Origin of the sequence: Psychrobacter fozii (assembly GCF_003217155.1) — a bacterium.
Taxonomy (GTDB): Bacteria; Pseudomonadota; Gammaproteobacteria; order Pseudomonadales; family Moraxellaceae; genus Psychrobacter; species Psychrobacter fozii.
Map to the genome: position 1 here is coordinate 46,710 of NZ_QJSU01000010.1, position 22,216 is coordinate 68,925.

19 protein-coding genes are annotated in these 22,216 nt (G+C 43.2%); 12 read left to right on the forward strand and 7 right to left on the reverse strand.

Going from position 1 to position 22,216, the window contains the following annotated elements:
* The first annotated feature begins 140 nt into the window (after nt 1-140).
* The 6 genes from DFP82_RS12410 (at nt 141) to DFP82_RS12435 (ending at nt 7,221) form a co-directional block, all read left to right on the forward strand.
* Entirely contained in the window at nt 141-863 is a 723-nt protein-coding gene (locus DFP82_RS12410; RefSeq protein ID WP_110924036.1) for a response regulator transcription factor, read from the forward strand.
* A gap of 106 nt (nt 864-969) precedes the next feature.
* Nucleotides 970-3,057, forward strand: a complete 2,088-nt coding sequence (locus tag DFP82_RS12415) for a sensor histidine kinase (RefSeq protein ID WP_110924037.1) — start codon at nt 970-972, stop codon at nt 3,055-3,057.
* Nucleotides 3,058-3,313: 256 nt separating this feature from the next.
* Nucleotides 3,314-4,084: a methionine ABC transporter ATP-binding protein gene (locus DFP82_RS12420; protein ID WP_181416320.1), complete on the forward strand. Its 771-nt coding sequence runs from the start codon at nt 3,314-3,316 to the stop codon at nt 4,082-4,084.
* Between the two features lie 18 nt (nt 4,085-4,102).
* Nucleotides 4,103-4,789: a methionine ABC transporter permease gene (locus DFP82_RS12425; protein ID WP_110924038.1), complete on the forward strand. Its 687-nt coding sequence runs from the start codon at nt 4,103-4,105 to the stop codon at nt 4,787-4,789.
* Nucleotides 4,790-5,018: 229 nt separating this feature from the next.
* Nucleotides 5,019-5,975, forward strand: a complete 957-nt coding sequence (locus tag DFP82_RS12430; protein WP_110924039.1) for a MetQ/NlpA family ABC transporter substrate-binding protein — start codon at nt 5,019-5,021, stop codon at nt 5,973-5,975.
* A 397-nt stretch (nt 5,976-6,372) separates the two neighbouring features.
* Nucleotides 6,373-7,221, forward strand: a complete 849-nt coding sequence (locus DFP82_RS12435) for an aldo/keto reductase (RefSeq protein ID WP_110924040.1) — start codon at nt 6,373-6,375, stop codon at nt 7,219-7,221.
* 240 nt (nt 7,222-7,461) lie between these two features.
* Here DFP82_RS12435 and ccmE read toward each other — a convergent pair whose 3' ends face one another.
* From ccmE to ccmA, 5 genes are all read right to left on the reverse strand, one after another.
* The gene (gene ccmE / locus DFP82_RS12440; RefSeq protein WP_110924041.1) at nt 7,462-7,962 is read right to left on the reverse strand and encodes a cytochrome c maturation protein CcmE; all 501 of its coding nucleotides are present in this window, start codon (nt 7,960-7,962) and stop codon (nt 7,462-7,464) included.
* Nucleotides 7,963-8,206: 244 nt separating this feature from the next.
* Nucleotides 8,207-8,428 (reverse strand): heme exporter protein CcmD, encoded by a 222-nt coding sequence (ccmD, locus tag DFP82_RS12445; RefSeq protein ID WP_110924042.1) that lies wholly within the window; start codon nt 8,426-8,428, stop codon nt 8,207-8,209.
* A 16-nt stretch (nt 8,429-8,444) separates the two neighbouring features.
* Nucleotides 8,445-9,233, reverse strand: a complete 789-nt coding sequence (gene ccmC, locus DFP82_RS12450) for a heme ABC transporter permease CcmC (RefSeq protein WP_110924043.1) — start codon at nt 9,231-9,233, stop codon at nt 8,445-8,447.
* 214 nt (nt 9,234-9,447) lie between these two features.
* On the reverse strand, nt 9,448-10,104 hold the full coding sequence (locus tag DFP82_RS12455) for a heme exporter protein CcmB (RefSeq protein ID WP_110924123.1): 657 nt from the start codon (nt 10,102-10,104) through the stop codon (nt 9,448-9,450).
* A 150-nt stretch (nt 10,105-10,254) separates the two neighbouring features.
* Nucleotides 10,255-10,884 (reverse strand): heme ABC exporter ATP-binding protein CcmA, encoded by a 630-nt coding sequence (gene ccmA / locus DFP82_RS12460; RefSeq protein WP_110924044.1) that lies wholly within the window; start codon nt 10,882-10,884, stop codon nt 10,255-10,257.
* 133 nt (nt 10,885-11,017) lie between these two features.
* On the opposite strand from ccmA, the gene DFP82_RS12465 reads away from it, so the two are divergent.
* The 3 genes from DFP82_RS12465 (at nt 11,018) to DFP82_RS12475 (ending at nt 13,884) form a co-directional block, all read left to right on the forward strand.
* Nucleotides 11,018-12,067 (forward strand): hypothetical protein, encoded by a 1,050-nt coding sequence (locus DFP82_RS12465; RefSeq protein ID WP_245905720.1) that lies wholly within the window; start codon nt 11,018-11,020, stop codon nt 12,065-12,067.
* Nucleotides 12,068-12,132: 65 nt separating this feature from the next.
* A complete protein-coding gene (locus DFP82_RS12470) occupies nt 12,133-12,909 on the forward strand; it encodes a YbjN domain-containing protein (protein ID WP_110924045.1) in 777 nt (258 codons plus the stop codon).
* Between the two features lie 66 nt (nt 12,910-12,975).
* The gene (locus DFP82_RS12475; RefSeq protein WP_110924046.1) at nt 12,976-13,884 is read left to right on the forward strand and encodes a histone deacetylase family protein; all 909 of its coding nucleotides are present in this window, start codon (nt 12,976-12,978) and stop codon (nt 13,882-13,884) included.
* A gap of 32 nt (nt 13,885-13,916) precedes the next feature.
* On the opposite strand, the gene DFP82_RS12480 is transcribed toward DFP82_RS12475, so the two are convergent.
* Both DFP82_RS12480 and coaBC read right to left on the reverse strand, forming a co-directional pair.
* Nucleotides 13,917-14,699, reverse strand: coding sequence for a sulfite exporter TauE/SafE family protein (locus DFP82_RS12480; RefSeq protein WP_110924047.1), 783 nt, complete (start codon nt 14,697-14,699; stop codon nt 13,917-13,919).
* 223 nt (nt 14,700-14,922) lie between these two features.
* On the reverse strand, nt 14,923-16,311 hold the full coding sequence (gene coaBC, locus DFP82_RS12485; RefSeq protein ID WP_110924125.1) for a bifunctional phosphopantothenoylcysteine decarboxylase/phosphopantothenate--cysteine ligase CoaBC: 1,389 nt from the start codon (nt 16,309-16,311) through the stop codon (nt 14,923-14,925).
* A 128-nt stretch (nt 16,312-16,439) separates the two neighbouring features.
* Here coaBC and radC point away from each other — a divergent pair, with 128 nt between their 5' ends.
* The 3 genes from radC to DFP82_RS12500 all read left to right on the forward strand — a co-directional run bounded on the left by radC (nt 16,440) and on the right by DFP82_RS12500 (nt 22,198).
* On the forward strand, nt 16,440-17,123 hold the full coding sequence (gene radC, locus DFP82_RS12490; protein ID WP_110924048.1) for a RadC family protein: 684 nt from the start codon (nt 16,440-16,442) through the stop codon (nt 17,121-17,123).
* A 301-nt stretch (nt 17,124-17,424) separates the two neighbouring features.
* Nucleotides 17,425-20,421, forward strand: a complete 2,997-nt coding sequence (locus tag DFP82_RS12495) for an acyl-CoA dehydrogenase (protein ID WP_110924049.1) — start codon at nt 17,425-17,427, stop codon at nt 20,419-20,421.
* 400 nt (nt 20,422-20,821) lie between these two features.
* Complete coding sequence (locus DFP82_RS12500; protein ID WP_110924050.1) at nt 20,822-22,198, forward strand: dicarboxylate/amino acid:cation symporter; 1,377 nt, start codon at nt 20,822-20,824, stop codon at nt 22,196-22,198.
* Nucleotides 22,199-22,216 lie beyond the last annotated feature (18 nt).

Sequence of the window (22,216 nt, forward strand, 5' to 3'; positions counted from 1 at the left end):
CATGAAAGAAACTTTGAAATCTTAGAGGCTTGATAGTTTGAATGCCTTAGAAATTAAAATCATTGACGTATTTGTCATGATTTAAATATCAGAGCATATGAAACTTTTGATAAACCATAACAACAACTAGAGGATAACCCATGAGTAAGCAAATTTTATTGATTGAAGATGATCCTGATTTAGCTGAATTGATCAGCGATTATTTAACCATGAACTATTATGATGTGCATCATGCAGGTCTTGGTCAAGAAGGTCTTGAATTATTAGACACCAAAGAGCGTGATATTGACTTGGTTGTTCTTGATTTGATGCTACCTGATATGGATGGTATGCAGGTATGTCAAAAAATTCGCGGCAACAAAAACAACATGACCAACAAAGTGCCAATCATCATGCTGACAGCGAAAGGTGATACAACCGATCGCGTGTTAGGTCTTGAGATGGGTGCTGATGACTATATCTCTAAGCCTTTTGAACCGCGTGAACTGCTAGCACGTATTCGTGCTGTCATTCGTCGTCACGAGCAACCGAATCAAGCAGATAGCCAGTCAGACAGTTTGACCTTTGGCCGTTTAAGCGTATTCCCTGATAGCCATGAAGTCACTATCGATGATGAAGCTGTACGTTTGACGACGCATCAGTTCCAATTGTTGCATTATTTTGCCACACATTCTGGTAAAGTACTGAATCGTGAGCAGCTTTGGCAAGCTATGCCAAACGATGATAGCTCAGACAACATCGATCGTGCCATTGACGTTCATATCTCACGCCTGAGAGCCCTAATTGAAGACAATCCACGCCAGCCAAAACGTATCATCACGGTACGCGGTGTTGGTTATCAATTTGCCACTGATCAGGTTTGATCATAGAAAACAGCTGACGGATCGAGAAAACAATCATCCTGTTGATTCAGTTGTATAGAGTCAACAGGATGTATCGATATAAGCGTCTAATAATAGAGATGGTTTAATGCAGCAGTTGGGTTTTCGTTCCGTATTTGCCAAGTTGTTTGCCAGTGTCATGATGGCACTTATCTTATTTGCAGTGGCTATGGTGCTGTTGACGCAACTTGTGCATGATAAAGATGCAGGTATTCGCTCAGAAGTACTCGCCACACAAATTTTGGGACAGATAGACCCGTTCCTGCACGAACTAAATACTTCCATTAGCCGAGACAATCGCCTACAGTCTCGGTTTATGTTGGCAGTGGTCAAAAAAAGCTTCGATATCTTTGATGAGTCTTTACAAGCTAAGATGGGCTTGTATGACAGCCAAGGTCGGTTGCTCATGCAAACAGACAACAGTGACCTACCGCTAGAGCTGCCAGAACCGCCTTCTTTATTATCTCGTGTTTTCCCTTCATTTGCAGAAACGTCTCCTACCAAGCAAGCTCAGGTCTATAGCACTACTGGCTATACACTGTTATATGAATCACGCTTACCACCCAAAAAACCCGTACTCTCTGCTGCCCTGAATTTATTCACAGGCACGCTATTGCTGCTATTCATTATGGCTGGTGTTCTATGGTGGATTGCTCGAACTATTACTTGGCGTATCAATCAGATGAGCCAACAGATGACTCAATTGGGTGATGGCGACTTTACGGTACGAGTGAATGCTCGCGGTAATGATGAGATTGCTTCATTGGCACGCGGATTCAACCAAGCTGCACAGAAAATCGAACATCTTATCGATGCTAATAATTTACTATTGGCACATGCCTCTCATGAGCTACGTACGCCCATTACGCGTATTCGCCTGCAAATCGAAATGATGGACATGCTGACTGGTTCGTTACCAACCGATACTAAAGCAAAATTTGATAAGCGTGCTCATGCAATCAATCGCGACTTATCGGGACTCAATGATTTAGTAGAGAGTATATTACTAGTCAGCCGTTTAGATGCTGGTCATGCCCTGCAACAAGTTGAGCATTTAGATTTATACGACTTAGTCAATCAAGAACGCCAGCATTATCCTGAAGCCACTCTAATTGGTGAGCACATCGTCATTGATGGCCAGTCATCGATGTTGACTCATTTAATCCGCAACTTACTAACCAATGCAATGTTACATGGCAAACCGCCAGTGACAGTACTACTGTACGGTGTTCAAACGATCGATGAAGCTGATAACGTTCCTGATTATCTGCTACAAACCGTGTTATGCAACAGCTTTGCTGATTATGGTAGCTCCGATTTCGAATCTTATGATGCACCCATCGATGTCAGCGAAAATGGTACTCACAACGCTTCAGATTTAGATGATTCGTTGAATACTATCGATAAGAGCAAGTCTGAAATAACAGATACCAAAGATATATTACCAGCACCGCCTATCTATAAAAACGGTACAAGCATTACGCCAGATACTGATGACGAAAACCTAGAAGCTAGTATTACTCTTATAGAAGACAATGCTAACGATAAACAGACTGATGCTGATATTACTAAAAATCTAACAAATCTCAGCGATACAGTTGAGATCAGTAGCGAATCTTCATTGATTGCCGACTATTATAGCTTTACCAATGATTTGACCGACAGAATCAAAAAAGTTATTTGGAGAATCGTCCCCGATACTGAGGTGTCTACTGATAGCGATACAAGTATTCATGCAAAAGACGGTCAAAAAACGAATAAGGCATCCATTGATTCTGGCATCGCGAAAAATAATACCAAAACCGGTATGCAGAATGACTCTAAAGATAATGATCAAAATACTGTTGAAACTCAGAGTTCACCACGCAAAGAAAGCCTATTTGCCAAGCATATAAAGAAAGCCAAAGCGGAACCTGTACGCCCATTACCGAAATATGCAGTACTAGCAGTGATTGACGAAGGTACAGGTATTCCTGAAGACAAACGTGAAGAAGTATTCAGTCCATTTGTACGTTTACAGCAAAAAAACAAAGGTTCTGGACTAGGCTTGTCTCTAGTGTCGCAAATTGTCACTGCCCACCAAGGCCGTATTCTCACTGATACCCTGAATGGCCATACTCGGTTTTTAGTCATCATACCAGTCGAGCATGATCCACATTACCACCAGCATGATTAGTTAATCGTGCTATCAAATGCACATTTCCTATCACGACTTCACTATCCTCTCGTTTCCTCAAAGTTCTTACGCCTAATAGCTATTAGTCATAAGCGTGTCACGGATGTGCATATCCAAAGTGCTTGATAATATGCTATATTAGCGCCCTTTATTATAGGGTTGTTAACGGTTGTTTTTTAATTGGCTTCTTACACAGTAGTGGAAGCGAAACAACACGTTCATGACTATTAAAATATTATTGAATTTTGAGCCCTCCATGAATGACATGATTGTCTTAAACGATGTGACCAAAAGCTTCTTAAGCGACCGATCAATCAAGGACAAAAACGGCAAACCGCATTGGTTTACTGCCGTTGAGCCGACATCTCTCACTATCCAACAAGGCGAAATATTCGGCCTAATGGGATATTCAGGTGCCGGTAAATCAACCTTATTGCGTCTGATTAATATGCTGGAACGCCCAGATGCTGGTCAAGTCATCATCGATGGTACTGACTTAACGACGTTATCTGCTAGTGAATTGCGTATCGCACGTCATAATATTGGTATGATTTTTCAGCAGTTTAACCTGATGTCTAATCAAACTGTTTTTGATAACGTGGCATTTAACTTAAAAATCTCTGGTTATCCAAGCCGTGACATTCATAAGCGGGTTATGGATTGTCTAGCAATCGTTGACCTAACCGACCGTGCCGGTCACTACCCTGCCCAGCTATCAGGTGGACAAAAGCAGCGTGTTGGTATTGCCCGCGCAATCGCACCCAGTCCGAAAGTACTGTTGGCCGATGAGCCAACCAGTGCGCTAGATCCTGCGACGACCCGTAGTTTGCTGACATGCTTACGTGATATCAATGAGCAACTTGGAGTCACCATTGTCATTGTGACTCATGAGATGAGTGTCATTCGTAGACTCTGTGATCGCGCCGCATTGCTACATCAAGGACAATTATTAGAAGTTGCAGATGTCAAAGACGGTCTGATTCAGGCAACCACCCCTATTGGCCAAGGCTTAGTGCACGAAGACTAATGAGGCAGGAGAAAAAACATGTTAACTGGTAGTGAATTATCCGCCTCGATAGATAAGTTATTGGTGCTGCGCAAAGAAATTATCAGTGCCTTTATCGACACCTTTATTATGCTTGGTATTTCTACAACAGTCGCCATTGTCATTGGCGGACTGTTTGGCATATTCTTATTTTTGTCCAGTGATCGACAGTTTTTGCAAAATAAGACGCTGTATGGCGTGCTTGGTGGTATCACCAACTTTATGCGCGCTTTCCCTTTTGTGATTCTAATGATTGCCATGAGTCCTTTTACTAAGGCCATTGTAGGTACTGGTATTGGCCCTATTGCCGCATCATTAGTACTCGCTATCGCGGGTTCGTTTTACTTTGCCCGTTTGGTCGAGCAAAACTTACGTGAAGTGCCACGCGGTATTATTGAAGCCACTGAATCGATGGGCGCACGTCCTCTGACCATCATCAAGGTTTTGCTCAATGAAGCACGATCAGGACTGGTATTGTCCGTGACTATACTTTGTATTAGCCTGCTCTCTTATTCAGCAGCTGCAGGTATGATTGGTGGTGGCGGTCTGGGTGATTTGGCCATTCGTTATGGCTATTATCGTTATCAAACTGAGGTGATGATTTTTATCGTTATCGTATTGTCGATAATGGTCATCTCGATTCAGGCCTCTGGTAACTGGTTGGCCACTCGCTTGGATAAACGCTAGAAACGGTTCCAATAAAAAATAAAACCAAGTAAGACAATGCTTATATGAAGAATACCCAAGGCTTGATGCCGATTCATACTAAGCAAAACGCTTGACTTTGTTACTGAGACCCTTTAATTTTGTTACTAAATTAACAGCCGTTAACTCAGCAGCATTACTATTGATAATGTTGCTTTTTTAATGGTCATTATTTAACCCTTTATCCCATACCTCTTATTAAGGAAGTTCCATGAAATTAACAGATATCAGCCGTCAATTGGCGACTGCATTTGCCGCTGTTGGTGTATCAGGTCTAGTGTTAGTTGGCTGTAGCAATTCATCAGCACCAGAAGCGACACAAGAGCCTGTAACTGAGGGATCAACTGCAGAAACTGCCGCTAGTGATATCGATCCTGAGCATACAAAAATCATTATCGGTACTACTGAAGGTGACTTTGCCGATATGGTACGTAACCAAGTAAAAGGCTCACTTGAAGCTCAAGGTTATGAAGTTGAACTGATTGCCTTTACTGACTATGTGCGCCCTAACCTTGCATTGGCTGAAGGTGATTTGGATATCAATATTTTCCAGCACAAGCCTTACCTTGATAATTTCAAAAAAGAAAACAATCTTGATCTAGTAGAAGCATTCCAAGTACCAACAGCTCCGCTTGGTATTTACTCAGGTAAAAAGAACACGCTTGACGCTGCTTTCAAAGGCATGAGCGTCTCTGCACCAAACGATCCAAGCAACTTTGCACGTGCCTTGGTTATGATGAATGATCTTGGTTGGATTACCCTAAAAGACAACATCGATCCATTGACTGCATCAAAAGCTGATATCGCTGATAACAGTAAATACGATATCGATATCATTGAATTAGAAGCAGCTCAGTTGCCACGCGCCCGTGATGAAGTTGACTTTGCCGTTATTAACGGTAACTATGCAACGGATGCGGGTATCGAGCTAACTGAAGCTCTATTCCAAGAGCCAAGCTTCTCTTATGTCAACTGGTCAGCGATTAAGTCTGCTGATACTGGCAAAAAATGGGTTGAAGACGTAACCAACGCTTATAACTCAGAAGCTTTCAAAAAGTACGCTCATGACACTTTCCCAGGTTATAAATATCCAAAAATCTGGGGCGCTGATCATGGTGCGCACACTGACGCCGCTGCACCTGCTGAAGCTGAAGCAGCTGCTCAGTAAGTAGACTAACACTCAAAAATGGTTGCTCTAAATAAACCATTTTTGAGCTTAAGTAGTAAAAGCCCATTATTCACGAATGATGGGCTTTTTTTGATCTCAGTTTTATGAACGGCAAACAATTACTCGTAGTCTATCCAACATAATTTGGATATAACGAAGCCCAGTGAAAGTACTAGAAGTGGGAGATTAAACAAGATTAACGCAGTAATACTTTTATAGCGGAATAACTTATATAGTGAAAATGACGTTACAACCTGTTAGTCCTTTGTAGGAAACCGTCACTCGCTCTTTCACTTCACACAAATTTTTCTTATAGTAGATAAGCTTAATTGTTACTAGGCAAAATTAAATATAACTATTACTGATAAATTAAATAATAAACTATAAGGATAATAATATGAGCGTTAAAAATTATAAAATTCGTACCGCTGGACAAGCAAACATTCCTGTACTCGGTCTTGGCACATGGCAATCAACCGGACAAGATTGCATCGACGTCGTCAAACAAGCGTTAGAGATGGGTTACGAGCATATTGATACTGCTCAGGCTTACGGCAATGAAAAAGAAGTTGGACAAGGTATCAAACAATCTGGTGTGGCTCGCGATAAGTTCTTTTTGACCACGAAGATATTTCCTGACGATATGAAGTTTCAACCAGAAAAACTAATCGCAGCGGCTAAGCGCTCTTTAGAAGATTTGGATACTGATTACGTCGATTTACTGCTGTTACACTGGCCTGATGATCGTGTACCACTGTCTGAAACCATTCCTGCATTGTGTGAACTACAGAAACAAGGCTTAACGCGTCACATCGGTGTATCTAACTTTAATATCGCTAACATTATTGAAGCTAAAAAGTATGCTGACGTACCAATTGTGGTCAATCAGGTTGAGTTTCATCCGTTCATCAAGCAAAACACATTGCAGACTTTTTTGAACAATCACCATATTTTATTAGAAGCTTACTCACCGCTCGCGCGTGGTGATGTGTTTGATAACGATACCATCAAAGAAATTGCAGATAAGCATAATGTGACACCAGCACAGATATCATTGGCTTGGATTTTGTCAGATAAGTATCGTGTCGCCATTCCGAAGACTGCAAACCCTGACCATTTACAAGGCAACTTAGATGCACTCAATGTGCAATTAAGTGCTGAAGAATTAGAAAAAATTGGCAACTTAGCTAGTAGCGATGGTCGCAAAATCGAACATCCTGACTATAGCCCTGTATGGGATGACTAATATTTCGTCATATTAGAGCGTATTCTAAATTTAAACGAGCAAATACTTAATCAGGATATACTCTAAAACCCGTATAAAAAAAGAGCCGCTAATTGATTTTAGCGGCTCTTTTTTTTGATTAAATTTGTTCAAATATAGCCGATTCAATTTAAAAGTAGTACAAGGCAACCGAGCGTAGATGTATATCAAATACTTCAAGCGAGGTTAACGCAGTAATACTTTTATAGTGGAATAACTGTATTACTGCTGCAGCGTATTAGTCTCATGAATCTTTTCAGCAGGATTGTATTGCTCAGAAGATGGTACGGCACCGCTACGATTGTTCTCTTTCATTGATTTGGCCACTTCTGGAGGCATATAATTTTCATCATGCTTTGCCAATACTTCACCAGCCACAAAGGTATCGCCTTGCATTTTACCAGTGGCAACCACACCTGAGTTTTCAGCGAATAAATCTGGCAAAATACCTTGATAAGTCACTGGAACGGTTGACTCAAAATCAGTAATCGCAAACTCAACATTCAGTGGATTATCTGCTGCACGCTGTACGCTACCTGCGACCACCATACCACCTGCACGAATGCGCTTATTTTGTGGCGCTTCACCTTTGGCGATGGCAGTAGCGTCAAAGTAGTAGTCCGTCTGTTGCCCAATAGCATACAGCACCAGTACTACGGCTATTGCGGCTCCTGCAAGCGTAAACATAACCCACATCAGTTTTTTGCGACGAACTGCATTCATACCACTACCTCATTGATGAGTCGCTGTTTTACAAACCATAATCAATCTATAAAACAGAAAAATTTGAAGGAACTACCATTAGAAAAACTTTCTAAAAATGTCTTTCTAATCGTACTCTTCTAACGGCTATATGGTAGCATTTTTCGGACAAATCAATAGGCCTTATAGTGAGGTATGATGTTACCCATTGATGAATGGCTCACTGACCATCTATGCACTAAAGTCATGATATCGAAATGTTTTTTTAACGAGAGTGCTTGGTCGCAGATGGTGTTGCTTTAGTCGTACGCTGTGCCTGACGTGCTTGCTGAATTGTCAGCTGCTTGATAAGAGCTTGTCTCTGGCGGCGACTATAAGCAATAAAAATCAGCATCGCGCCAACCGTGATGGCCCAACATGACCAAACAAAAACACCATGCTTACCCATGGCGATGAACTCAGATACGCTATAAAAATAGGGCTGCATAATCGTTTCCTAGCCGTTATTTATGTTGACCACGGATGTATTCTTTCACCCATGCTTTGCCTTGGTCACGATACAATATCAAAGTATTGGTACGATAAATTGCTAACGTTGCCACCAGTAAATAGCTACCAATTACCATCAATAGCAATGGCATCCACATATCTGCCGACATCTTTGGCGCTGAGGTCAAACTAAAAGTCGAACCTTGATGCAACGTATTCCACCACTGTACTGAGTACTTGATAATCGGTAAGTTCACGGCACCAACAATCGATAAAATAGCTGCCGCTTTGCCTCGATTGGCAGTATGCTCAAAGGCTGCGAACAATGCCATAACACCAGCATATAAAAATGCCAAAATCAGCATAGACGTCAAACGTGCATCCCAGACCCAATAAGTGCCCCAAGTGGGTTTTGCCCAAATGGAGCCTGTAATCAAGCTAATAATACAGAGCAAGAAGCCTATGGGAGCAATCGCCTGAGCCACCAAACTGGCCGTCTTAATCTTCCAGACCAAATAAATTGCCCCTAGTATAGCGAGTGCAAAATAAATAGAAATCGCAAGACCAGCAGCTGGTACGTGGATAAAGATAATGCGGTAGCTATTGCCCTGCAAATAGTCAGGTGGTGCAAAAGCAAGCCCCCAAACACTACCTATAAGCAGGCAGATACTGGCTAATATGGCCAACCACTTAACCCAAGGTCCAAAGATACGGAAAAACTCCTTGGTACCCACAGTGGTCAAAAAGCCTTGCCAAATGCGCTGCCACAGGCTAGGAGATGAGACGTTATTCAGGTTGGGCATGGGGATAAACCTATTTGCGCAGCTCTTTGGTCATAACGGACACAGCACACTATGGGCGCTATTATCTATGAACCTGCTGGCGTTAAACACTGGATAGAATCTACAAGTGATTGTTTGCGTATTAAGTTGGCTATTATAGCAAAATTACCCGTTTTCAACAGACTGTTAATATAAAGGTTTTTTATGAGGACTGTTGATGCATCCTACTTGGCTTTTAATTAAGCCACGCCATTTTTAAGGTCATCGCAATTACCCATGGCATAATCAAAACCGAAATAATACTGCCTGCCAATAACAACGCTAAAATAGGCAAGCCATTTAGACCAGAAGCGAATAAATCAACGGCACCAGTCGCAAAAATCAATACCGGCAACTGCATAGGCAAAGCGATTAATGGCACAAGCACCGCGCCATTTTTCAATGATAGCGTTAAACTGCTGGCAACTGCTGACAGCATCAACAGCATGGGACTACCCGTCACAATAGAGGCCATTAGTATCCACGCCTCAAACCAACTGAGCTGAAACAATGGTACGGCAAGCAAGCTGAGCGCTGCCACAATACCACTACTAAAAATCCAATGAATCACCAAACGTATCAATACCCACAATGGCAATGAAGCGTTGGCAACGACCAACTGTGCGAGCGTACCATTATCAAGTGCCGGCTTAAATAGTCCATCAACGCCCATTACTAGTGATAATAGCGCGGCAATCCATACGGCAGACACACCGAGGCGCTGCAATAGCGCAGGCTCGCTACCTACTGCTAGCGGAAATAACGTAATAATGACTAGAAACAGTACTAAAGGATACAACCACTGCACTGCTCCTTGCTGCTTCACTTGCCATTCACGACGCCACAACTGCATAAAACTGATGCCGCGCACAGCCGATACGATAACGTTCGAGCCTTTATCTGTTGTTTGTACGGGGCTGTCTGTCATTATCCGTCCTTTTACCTATGCTACTTATAGTTACCGCACTTATTGAAGCTATCACACTTATTATAGCTATTGCATTCATACCATATAATTTGACAAATCGAGCACTTGATTGGCAACACCAACGGCCTGATGACTGGTCATTAATATTGAGCCACCAGCATTGGCAAAGTCACTTAATCTGTCTTCCATTCGTACCACCATATCGACATCAAGCGCAGTAAAAGGCTCATCAAGTAACCACAGAGGTGTGATATCAGGGGTCAGTAGATATAATCTTGCGAGGGTAATACGGCGTGTCTGCCCAGCAGATAAATGACTTGAGCTAACGGTCTCAAACCCTTGTAATCCTACCCAAGCGAGCGCATCATCGATATCAGTGACACTTGGTGTGATACCATATAAATTCAGTAGAAATGTTAGATTTTGCGCGACGGTGAGATTTGGATGAATACCCAATTGGTGCGAAACATATAGAGGTTGAATAGGCAGACTTACAGCCCCTTGGTAAACAACCTCACCAGTCATCACTGGCAGTAATCCAGCCAGCTGCATCAATAATGTCGTTTTACCCGTACCATTTGCACCAATTAAATGACAAATGCTACCTGCAGATAAATTGAGAGAGACTTCTTCACATAAAGGTATTTCACCGCGCTGGACTGTCAAACCGTCAAGCACCAGTAAAGGCGTATCCAAAGCTGTCATCAAAACCTCTCATTATTTATCAAACAGTAATCAATATTCACCACAAACAAATATGATGTTCATGGCATAATACTTTATGCTTACCACAAACACCCAGTATAACAAATTGTCGATTACTATGACCTCAAAACCTATGCAGACTTCAAAAGATAACCAAAACCTAGACTTAGAAACAAACACGTCGACGTTCACTATTAATAACTTAATCGACGCCCAAGTTGATTTTATGCAGCAATGGTTACGCCAGCAGGCTGAGCCACTGAGTATGGAAGCTTGGCAATGGTTTGGCGCACAACCACTTAACAAATATATCAGTCGTGATAACTTGCAGCATTTGATGAGTGACTGGCTACTGAGCCAGCCCATGACGGCGGTGATGCGTAAGGATATCCGTGACATCTTGCACACGGTTATTTATCACCCAGTCAATGATAACGTACCCCTATCCGAGCTAGTAGATGATACACAGGTTGAGACACTAGCCAACTATGTAGGCAGTCATGAACAGCAGCGCAATGTTTTAATTCACACACTAGTTGGCAATGAAACCTTTGCAGACTTACTGACCCAAACGCTATATCACGCGATTAACGACTTTATGGAAAGCACACTAGATAAAGCGGGCGGTGTGGGTAAATTGATGAAACTGGGACGCAGCTCTTTTGAAAAGGCGACCAACAGAAACCTTGACGAAAAACTACAAGCTTATTTGCACCGTAATATTAAAGATTTAACACGTCGAGCAGAAGCCAATGCACAAGCACATCTATCAAATGAAGAAGTGGCACGGTTACTAGTCACTGGTTGGGCGCGCATCAAAGAGCAACCAGTTAGTCATTTGCAAACTTATCTGCATGACGAGACTGACAACAGTAGTATCGATCATATCGAAGCCAGTATTCAGCAGAGCTATAACCGACTGCGCGTGTCACCTTATTTGCATACACTAGCAGTAGCAAGCATCGATACTTGGTATGACAATCATCAAGCAGACACGATTGCGACTGTTGCTGCCAGTTTGCATATTGATGAGCAGGCCATGACACAGTTTAGTACGGCGCTACTGCCTGTCGTACACGATGCGCTTGATAGCCCATGGTTTGTGGCACATATCCGTGAGATGTTAGAGGCATTTTATGCACAATCGCATATTAAAGAAGGATTGGCACTCAATAACGAGTAACTCAACATTTTGAGTTATGCAGCAGACGCTATTATCATTCACTTATTGATCAGCAACCTATAATTATGAGCCAAACAACTAAACTCAGCTTGTGGCAAAAACTCAAACAGTTATTGACTGCCGCTACACCGCAGGCTGTTGCTGACACTGATATGAGTAATGATGATATAACTAATGGTTATAGTGGCTCACATGACCATAATGACTCGCATAACAACCATAATAAGAGTGATTCTAACTCTACCACTGAAAATGAAAGCAAGCATGTACAAACTAATGCTTTAAGCTTAGAGAAAGAAAAACCCGAACAACATGACACACTTATTATCGACTTTTTGAAACAGTACTTTCATACCAAAAAATGGCACTATACTTACCATCGCCCGAAAGCCAATGATGAACAGCAATCGCACCATTTGTCTTTTTCGATGCGTCATAAACAATTGATCTCTGCTTATCTATTTCGTTGGCAGGAGCAAAACAAACTGCTGGCCGTCTATGGTATTTTGCCATTTTCAATCCCAGAGAGTCATCAAAGCGCTGCGATGCTACTAATCACTCAAATCAATTACAACATGATGATTGGTAACTTGGAGATGGATGTCAATGACGGAGAAATACGCTACAAAACTGCCATCGATGTCGAAGCAGTTGATATCGACAAGGCGCTTATCGAACACTTACTACAAAGTGTGGTTGCTATGACCACTGTCGCCCATGAGTTATTTAGTGATTTGATCAATAATCAAGACCCTGCAGAAGACATGCAAACATTACTTGCAGAGCTACACCAACAAGCAGACGCTCGCTCGTTCTTTTTGCCCACGCAGTTTGTGCAATAGAACTATAGCTATCGTTAGCCATTTACCTAACTGTCCCACTCACCCGTTTAGAAAATCATCGCCCTTATGCTAAAAATTGCTTACTCTGATATTTTTCGTTACTCAGTGCCTGAAAAGCATCGCTTCCCTATGCAGAAGTACACCATGATTCCTGAGCGCTTAGTGGCCGAAGGGACTATCACGACCGATAACTTTTTTGCGCCGGCACGTTTAAGTGAAGATGAGATTTTGACCACCCATACGCATGACTACTGGTATCAACTGAAAACGCAAACGTTACCACGAAAAGAAGCCCGTGCCATCGGTTTTGAGATGACAACAGAGCTGGTAGAGCGTGGTCGTTATATTGCCCATGCCACCTATGAATGCGCATTATATGCACAGCAATATGGCATGGCAATGAATGTCGCAGGTGGCACACATCACGCGTTTGCCGATCATGGCGAAGGGTTTTGTGTCTTTAACGATGTTTGTATTGCTAGCAATTTATTATTAGATCGCGGATTGGCACAAAATATTTTGGTTATTGATTTAGACGTACATCAAGGTAATGGCAACGCTAGCATCATGGCAGATGAGCCACGCGTTTTTGTGTTCAGTATGCATGGAGCAAAGAATTATCCTTTTCGCAAGCAAATATCAGATTTAGATATTGAGCTAGATAACGATACAGGTGATGCCGAGTATTTACAGATATTAAAGGATACGCTACCGCGCTTGATAAAAGAGTTTGCACCCGACATGATTTTTTATCAGTCTGCGGTAGACGTATTGGCCACTGATAAATTAGGGAAGCTTGGCTTGACGATGGAGGGTTGCAAAGCGCGTGATGAATATGTGTTGCAGCAAGCAAAAACCGCCAACATCCCTGTTGCTATCGTGATGGGTGGTGGCTATTCAGAAGATATCGAAGATGTGGTTGAAGCGCACTGCAATACTTTCCGTCTGGCGCAGCAGATATTCTTTGGTAAGTAAACCGCACCTATGCCAACTTAAAGAGTTGGCTACTACAAAAGTGCCGTAATCACCTGCCAGCCCACACGAATACCAAGCACCGTGACAATCAATAAAATAAGCTGACGAAAACGAGCTTGCGGTAAGTAACGACGCAGGCGAATACCAACCAAAAGAGTGACGATAGATATCACACTAAGCAAAGTAATCAGCTGCCACTCACCACTGGTCAACGCCATAATCGGTTCACGTAGTACGATAATCTGGGCAACTTTACCCAAGAAATAACACATATTGCCGACTTTCGCGATGGTGTTTTTATCATCGCTAGCAGACAGCAGATACATCATTAGGATGGTCGACATGGCATTGGTCGCACCGCCAATAACGCCGGCGCTAAAACCCACCATAATCAGCACAGGCTTGGTATCTGGTAGACGTATTTGTTTGCCAAGTAAACTACTGATGACATAAAAGGCAATAACCGCTGCCAATGTTAATAAAATATAAGCACTATCTATCCACAGTAATAACTTGGCACCCAATATACTGCCAAGTAAACTGGTCAATGCCAGTAACCAATAACGCCTGCCATAATAAGTAAAGTTTTGCCAAATCGTACGGCCACCACCAGACAACCAAGTCATCGCATTGAGTAATATAGAGGGGAAAATAACCAACACGATTGCGTGTGGTAACGGGTAAATGCTCGCAAGAGCTGTGGTCGTCACCAACGTCACACCTAGCCCGCTAATACCATGCAGCAGCGACGCCATTGCAAAAATCAAAGTCAGTATTAGCATCTGCGTGCTATCGTTACCCGCCATTTCCATCATATGTCATACCACTCGCGGCTTTATATTTACATTTATAGCGACAGCATTAATGACTGCCCTAATTTCAATAATGGCGATAAAAACGCAATAAATCTTAGTCAAGTAAAGCAACTAAGGACAGATAATATTTTCATATTACCTGTCCTTAATGCCGTTCGATGTGGACTTAGCCAGTTTCGTTTTGGCGCATCACATACTGTCTTATTTAGATTGAACGCATATCTTAGCTATTATGGCGCTGCCAAACTGTTTCACCGATGATACTAGCCAGTTGCTCAGCAATCTTATCTTTGCTTGCTTTTTCAAGCATGACGCTATCATTCTCATAACGCTCTGAGAAAAATACCTGCATAGCATTATCGTCACTAGCAAAGCCAATATCAGCCCGTGAGACATCATTACAAGCAATCAAATCTAAGTTTTTGGAAATAAGCTTACCACGAGCGTAGTGCTCGACATCTTGGGTTTCTGCAGCAAAACCAACGACAAACAATTCTGGATGAGCAAGAGAGATAGTGGCCAAAATATCAGGGTTTTTAACCAATTTTAGCGCCATGGCATCTTGCGTTTTTTTGATTTTTTGCGGAGCAGCCTCTTCCGTACGGTAGTCAGCAACAGCAGCCGTCGCAATAAAGATATCAGCGACTCTCACATTATCATCGGTGCTAACCGTGACATCATCCTGCTCGTCCCCGCAATCGCAATCACCATGGTGGTCGTGTGAATGTTCGTGTGAGTGGTCATGATGATGACCATGATCGTGGTCGTGGTCATGCTCGTCTTCAGATATGTATTGTAGCTCGCTATGTGTACCATCCACACATTGCTGCGCGGCAGTCAGCATATCTTGCGCAGATAAAACATCTATACGCGTGACTTTAAGCGGTGTAGGCAGTGCCACCTTACCACCTGTGATCAAAATCACCTCGGCACCAGCAGCCACACAAGCACGCGCTAAAGCAAAACCCATTTTTCCGGTAGAGTGATTAGACAGATAGCGAACCGGATCAATTGCTTCTACTGTCGGCCCAGCGGTAATCACCACTCGCTTGCCTGCAAGTAGTTGCGGTGTCGTTTGCATGGCATTGAATAATAATACTTCGGCCAATAGCTCTTCAGGCTCAGGTAGTCGCCCTGCTCCTACATCACCACAAGCCTGTTCACCGCTTGCAGGCTGTATCACATGATAATTCATGTCGCCCAGCGTTTGCACATTCAGGTTTACCGCTGGATGCGCCCACATCTGCTGATTCATTGCAGGGGCGACAATGACAGGTGCGGTAGTAGCAAGACAAACGGTGGTTAGCAGATCATCCGCCATACCCATCGCAAGACGTGCGAGCGTATTGGCCGAGGCTGGCGCAATGACGATTAAATCTGCCCATTTAGCCAATTCAATATGCCCCATCCCTGCTTCTGCTTGCTCGTCCAGTAGTGAGATATGCACCTCATTACCAGTCAACGCTTGTAGGGTCAGCGGTGTGATAAAGGCCTGTGCACCTGTGGTCATAATGACGCGCACATTAAAGCCCGCTTTAATTAATAAGCGAGCAAATATAGCAGATTTATAAGCGGCGATACCGCCAGTGATAGCAAGCACAATATTAGACATAAGCATGGCAACAATAAAAAAGTTGAAAGATAAAATTGCGCTTATAGTAACAATTATGAGATAAGTTGGGTAAGAATTTCGATATTTACCAAATATCTCTAGCAGCAATCCATTTTCAAGGAGTGATAATGGCGATCAAAGACTGGCATGAAGATGACAGACCACGTGAGAAGTTGTTGAAGTTTGGTGCGGCTCATTTGTCTGATGCAGAGATATTAGCCATATTTCTACGTACAGGCACCCAATCTCAGTCAGCGATTGAACTGGCTCGTCATTTGATCGAGCAGTTTGGTAGCTTAGCAGAACTATTGGCAGCCCCGCAAGATATTGTCCTAGCCTGTCATGGTATCGGCCCTGCAAAATACTCACAGATATTAGCCTCGCTTGAGATGGGTACGCGCTATCTAGACAGTCAGCTCAAAACAGGCCAAGCACTTGGGCACTCTCAAGCAGTCAAAGATTATATCAGCACCCAGTTGCGCGGTGAGCATCGTGAAGTTTTTGCCGTTCTTTGTCTGGACAATGCTCTCAACCTGTTAAACTTTGAGATACTATTCACAGGCGGCATCTCATCATGCTCCGTCTGCATGAAGCATGTACTACGCCACGCGTTGAGTCATGCAGCTAGCCAGTTAATCATCGCACACAATCATCCTCATACAGACTCCAAGCCATCGACAGCTGACAACTTACTCACCTATGAGCTAAAAAAGGCCTGTGATTTATTAGACATATCTTTAGTCGATCATATCATCGTCGGACGCAACGATACTCTATCCTATGCCGAAAGCTGTTTGGCACCTTTTGGGTAGTTTTATCTGACTTATTTGGTCTTTGGTCGCACTAGCTATATACTTTATGCAGCTTGATACATATTATCGACACAGCGTAGCATTTTAACCGTTGATAGTCGCCGACAACTGTTTCATATTGATGGCTATCTTTATCTTTTATGTGTCTTTTCCTAATTGGGCTTCAAAGCCAATTATTGGTAGTTGGCTTAACCTAGCTATAAAACCACTAAATGTCCGAAAAATAACAACTATATAGATTCAAACATTTTTACACCTACATTTCTCACGCTTTTGGTTCAGCGTTACAAAGGAGACAGTCATGGCAATTGGCTTATTTATTTTGGCAATCATCATTCAATTAGCCATGGTTTTGGCCATCTTTTTGTTGTCCCTGTCACGTGTCACTGGCAGTATTACTGCCCTTGTTACTGTCATCGTTACTGCCGTTATCAGTCCATGGTCACTTATATTAGGTGTGCCGATAGCGCTGCTGTGCTTGGTACTACTCGTAGCCCCTCTTCGTCAGTCACTGATTACCAAGCCTGTCTATAAAGCATTGGGCGGCGCGATGCCGAGCATGAGTGATACCGAACGTGAGGCACTTGACGCGGGCACGAGCTGGTGGGAAAAAGAGCTATTTATGGGTGCGCCTAACTGGGACACTTTTGCCAATTATCCGTATCCAGAACTGTCAGAAGAAGAACAAAGCTTTATAGACAATGAAGTAGAAGTGCTGTGTGCCATGCTTGATGAGTGGAAAATTCAGCATGAAGATAAAGACCTGTCGCCTGAGGCGTGGCAATTTATTAAAGCCAATGGCTTCTTAGGTCTGATTATTCCTAAAGAATTTGGTGGTCTAGACTTTAGCTCGTATGCGCAAAGCCGTATCATGAGTAAAATCGCCTCTCGCTCTCCTACAGCCGCTGTAACCTGTATGGTGCCAAACTCGCTCGGCCCTGGTGAGCTGTTGATGCATTATGGTACGGATGAGCAAAAACAACGCTGGCTACCCGGTCTTGCCAAAGGTGAGGAAGTACCTTGCTTTGGTCTAACGGGTCCTGAAGCAGGCTCAGATGCAGGCGCTATTCCTGATACAGGTGTGGTTTGTTACGGCATGCATGAAGGCGAGCAAGTACTCGGCCTACGGATGAACTTCTCAAAGCGCTGGATTACGTTGGCACCTATCGCCACAGTCGTGGGCTTAGCATTCAAAATGCATGACCCAGAAGGCCTGCTCGGAGATTCTGAAAAAACCGATTACGGTATTACCTGTGCACTCATTCCTGCCAACCATCAAGGCGTCATCACAGGGCCACGTCACAACCCGATTGGCTCGCCATTTATGAATGGTACAGTCGATGGCAAAGATGTCTTCATCCCATTAGATTACATCATCGGCGGTGTCGAAAATGCGGGTCGCGGTTGGCGCATGCTGATGGAATGCTTGGGCGTTGGTCGCGGCATCTCTCTACCTGCACTCTCAACCTCAGCCAGTGAGATGACGTATCTGTCTGTTGGTGCTTTTGCTAAGGTTCGTGAGCAGTTTAAAATCTCTGTTGGCAAATTCGAAGGCGTACAAGACGCCACCAGCCGTATGGCCAGTAATACCTATATGCTAGAAGCTTTTCGCCATCTCGTTACGTGCGGATTGAACCAAGGTGGTACGCCGTCAGTCATGACCGCCATGGCGAAATACTATGCCACTGAGACCATGCGCAGTGTGATCAACGATGGTATGGATGTCGCTGGTGGACGAGCAGTACAGATGGGGCCACGTAACTTTTTGGCGACGCCGTATCAAGCGATTCCGGTCTCTATCACGGTTGAGGGTGCTAACATACTGACCCGCTCATTGATGATCTTTGGTCAAGGTGCCATGCGCTGCCATCCGTATCTATTTGATGAGCTACAACTGCTACAGAGCAAAGATAAAGAAGGTGCGACTCGAAAATTCGATACGCTTTTCTTTAGACATTTGGGCTACACTTTTAATCGTGGGGCAAAAGCCTTCGTCGCAGGGTATGTCGGTGGTAGTAATCATGCACCGAGTTTTTCGGATAGCTTTACCCGCCCCTACTACAAACACATTAACCGCTTAAGCGCGGGCTTTGCCCTAACGGCTGATATGGCGCTAGGACTGTTGGCTGGTGACTTAAAACGTAAGGAAATGCTCTCTGGTCGCTTAGCCGATATTCATAGTCATTTATTCATCGCAACGGCTATTTTGCAGTTTTATGAACATGGCACCAAATCAAAGTCTGAACGTTTACATGCTGAAGTTGCCTTGCAAAATAGCTTATACACCATTCAAGAAGCATTTTTATCTTTCTTTGATAACTTCCCAAATCGTATGGCAGCCAAATTGGTCAGCTTTGTGACTTTCCCAACAGGTCGCATCTTTACGCCGCCAAGCGATGAGCTTAAACGCCAATTGGGTGACACCTTTATGGATGACTTTGAGGCCAACCCGTTCCGCGATTATCTAAAAACCATGGTTTATTATAATACTGAAGAGGATGATGTGACTGGGCGTATGGAGTATGCTTATCAAACGCTTATCCATATCGAGCCACTATGGCAGAAGTTTAAAAAGGCCGAGCACAAAGACAGCTTCGAAGGGCTGACGTTTGAAGATCATGTGGTTTATGCCAGTCAAAACGAAGACATCACTGAAGAAGAAGCGGAAGTGCTCATCCAGTATAATGCTATCCGTTTTGACTCATTATTGACCGATGTGTTCGATGAGCACCTATCGCAAGCTCAAGAACGCCCTAACCCTCACAGTCTCGACAATGCGGTACAGCAACTGACTGACTATGCACAACTGAAAAGTGCTGCACAAGCGAGAAATGGCATTGCAACGGATAACGATGTTGCAGATGATGATCTTGATACGTCTCATCGTGCTAACGAGCAGACCGGCGATGCCAATCCCAATCATGGCTATGAAAGTGATGGTGATGTCGCAATGGTCAGTGAGCAAGACACTGCTAAAGAGACGAGCTTGCAGACAGATTTCAATGAATCAGATCCTGAGACAGAAGCCCTCGATCCTCGTTACCGTGACGCAGAGTCACATTTGAGCGAACGCATGAGTAATAACCATCGTCTCAATCAGTACAACGCTGAAGATTCTGATAACGTGGATAGCACTTACAAATCTGACCATTTGGAAGCCATGAATGATAGCGTACAAAAATCCAATCATCTGGATAGCGCCGAAAACTCACCAGTAGAGGATCACGTAGCAAAATCATCTGTATCCGATAGCAAGTGGCGAGACGGTCTGCGTCGCGATGAGAGCGATAACGTGTAAACACGGTAATATATGAATGTGACCTTACTCAAGAGGTAAAGTTCTCAAATACTACATAACTATTGTTTAACTTAAAAAGACTGTCCAACTTGGGCAGTCTTTTTTTTGGTTACAAACAAAAACTTTTGCTTATCATTGGCGGAAAAAAACAGTATTATCTGCTCTCTTAAAACCGTGGGTAGCCTTATAAACTGCTCTATTATCAGGTTTATCTCGGCTGAATCATAAAAAAATGTTGCAGTAACCTTAACAATTATTTTATATTGTTTGAGAGCCTGACATAAAGTGACCAATCAAAATTTATAGACGTAGCAAGATCGGGTGTAGAAACAGCAATCATTTACGCATTGATTTATTATCATACCTGCCATTGGACGTTGTACACGAAAGGATAGAGGTTATGTGGAAAAATATGGGACTGACAGGCAAGATCATGGTTGCCATGGCGCTCGGTATCATACTGGGTTTGTTTATAAACTATTCAGGACTAAACGCTGAAGGCAGCTTTGTTAATACCTATATAACCAATGGCTTCCTCGCTATTATTGGCAAGCTATTTGTTAACTCCCTCAAAATGTTGGTCGTACCGCTAGTACTTATCTCATTGATTTGCGGTGTCTGCGGTATTGGTGACATACGCCTACTGGGTCGTATTGGTACCAAAACGTTTATGATATACATGATGACCACAGCATTGGCGATTGCCACTGCGATTGGACTTGGTATTCTGTTTGGTATTGGCAAAGGCATGAATGTCGAGACAAAAGCAGAATTTGAAGCAGCTTCAGCGCCGCCATTGCTAGATGTTTTCTCTAACATTATCCCATCAAATCCTATCAGCGCGATGGCCAATGGCGATATGTTATCGATCATTTTCTTTGCGATTCTGATTGGCGTTAGTATCTTGATGGTAGGCAAGCCTGCCAAAGGCTTGGTTAAAAGTTTAGAGCTAATCAATGAAGTCATCTTAAAAATGGTGACCATCATTATGAACCTAGCACCTTATGGTGTCTTTGCACTATTAACCAAAGCCATGGCAGAGCTTGGCTTAGATTTGATTTGGTCATTGCTTGGTTATGTGGCTGTATTGATCGGTTCATTGGCGTTCCATTTCTTTATCACCATGATGATTGTCCTAAAAGTCGCTTCAGGTTTATCAATCAAAACATTTTTGGCAAAAATGCGTGAAGTACAGATTTTTGCATTCAGTACCTCAAGCTCGAACGCAACGATTCCTATTACCTTGCGTACCGTTACTAAGCGTATGGGTGTGAATAACTCTGTTGCCTCGTTTACCGTTCCTTTTGGTGCCACCATCAACATGGATGGTACGGCAATCATGCAAGGTACAGCGACCATATTCATTGCCAATATTTATGGTATTGATTTGGGTGTGACCGAATATCTAACCGTTATCTTGATGTCAGTATTAGCCTCTGTCGGTACCGCTGGTGTACCGGGTGTTGGTCTGATTATGCTATCAATGGTATTTGCACAAGTTGGTCTGCCTATCGAAGGTATTGGCTTAATCTTAGGTGTGGATCGTATTCTTGATATGTTACGTACTGCTGTGAACGTTGGTGGTGATGCTGCTGTGACAGCTATCGTAGCAAAATCAGAAGGTAAAATGGATGTAGCCATTTATAACGACCCTAATGCTGGTGCCAAAGACGTGTTTGACGGTCATATTGATGAAGATAATGAGCGCGAATTCTCAGAAGTCTTTAGTGATGGCATCATGGGTAGCGAGTACGATGATGTCGATCGTCGCAGCTAACCACGCTTGCTAAAGAGA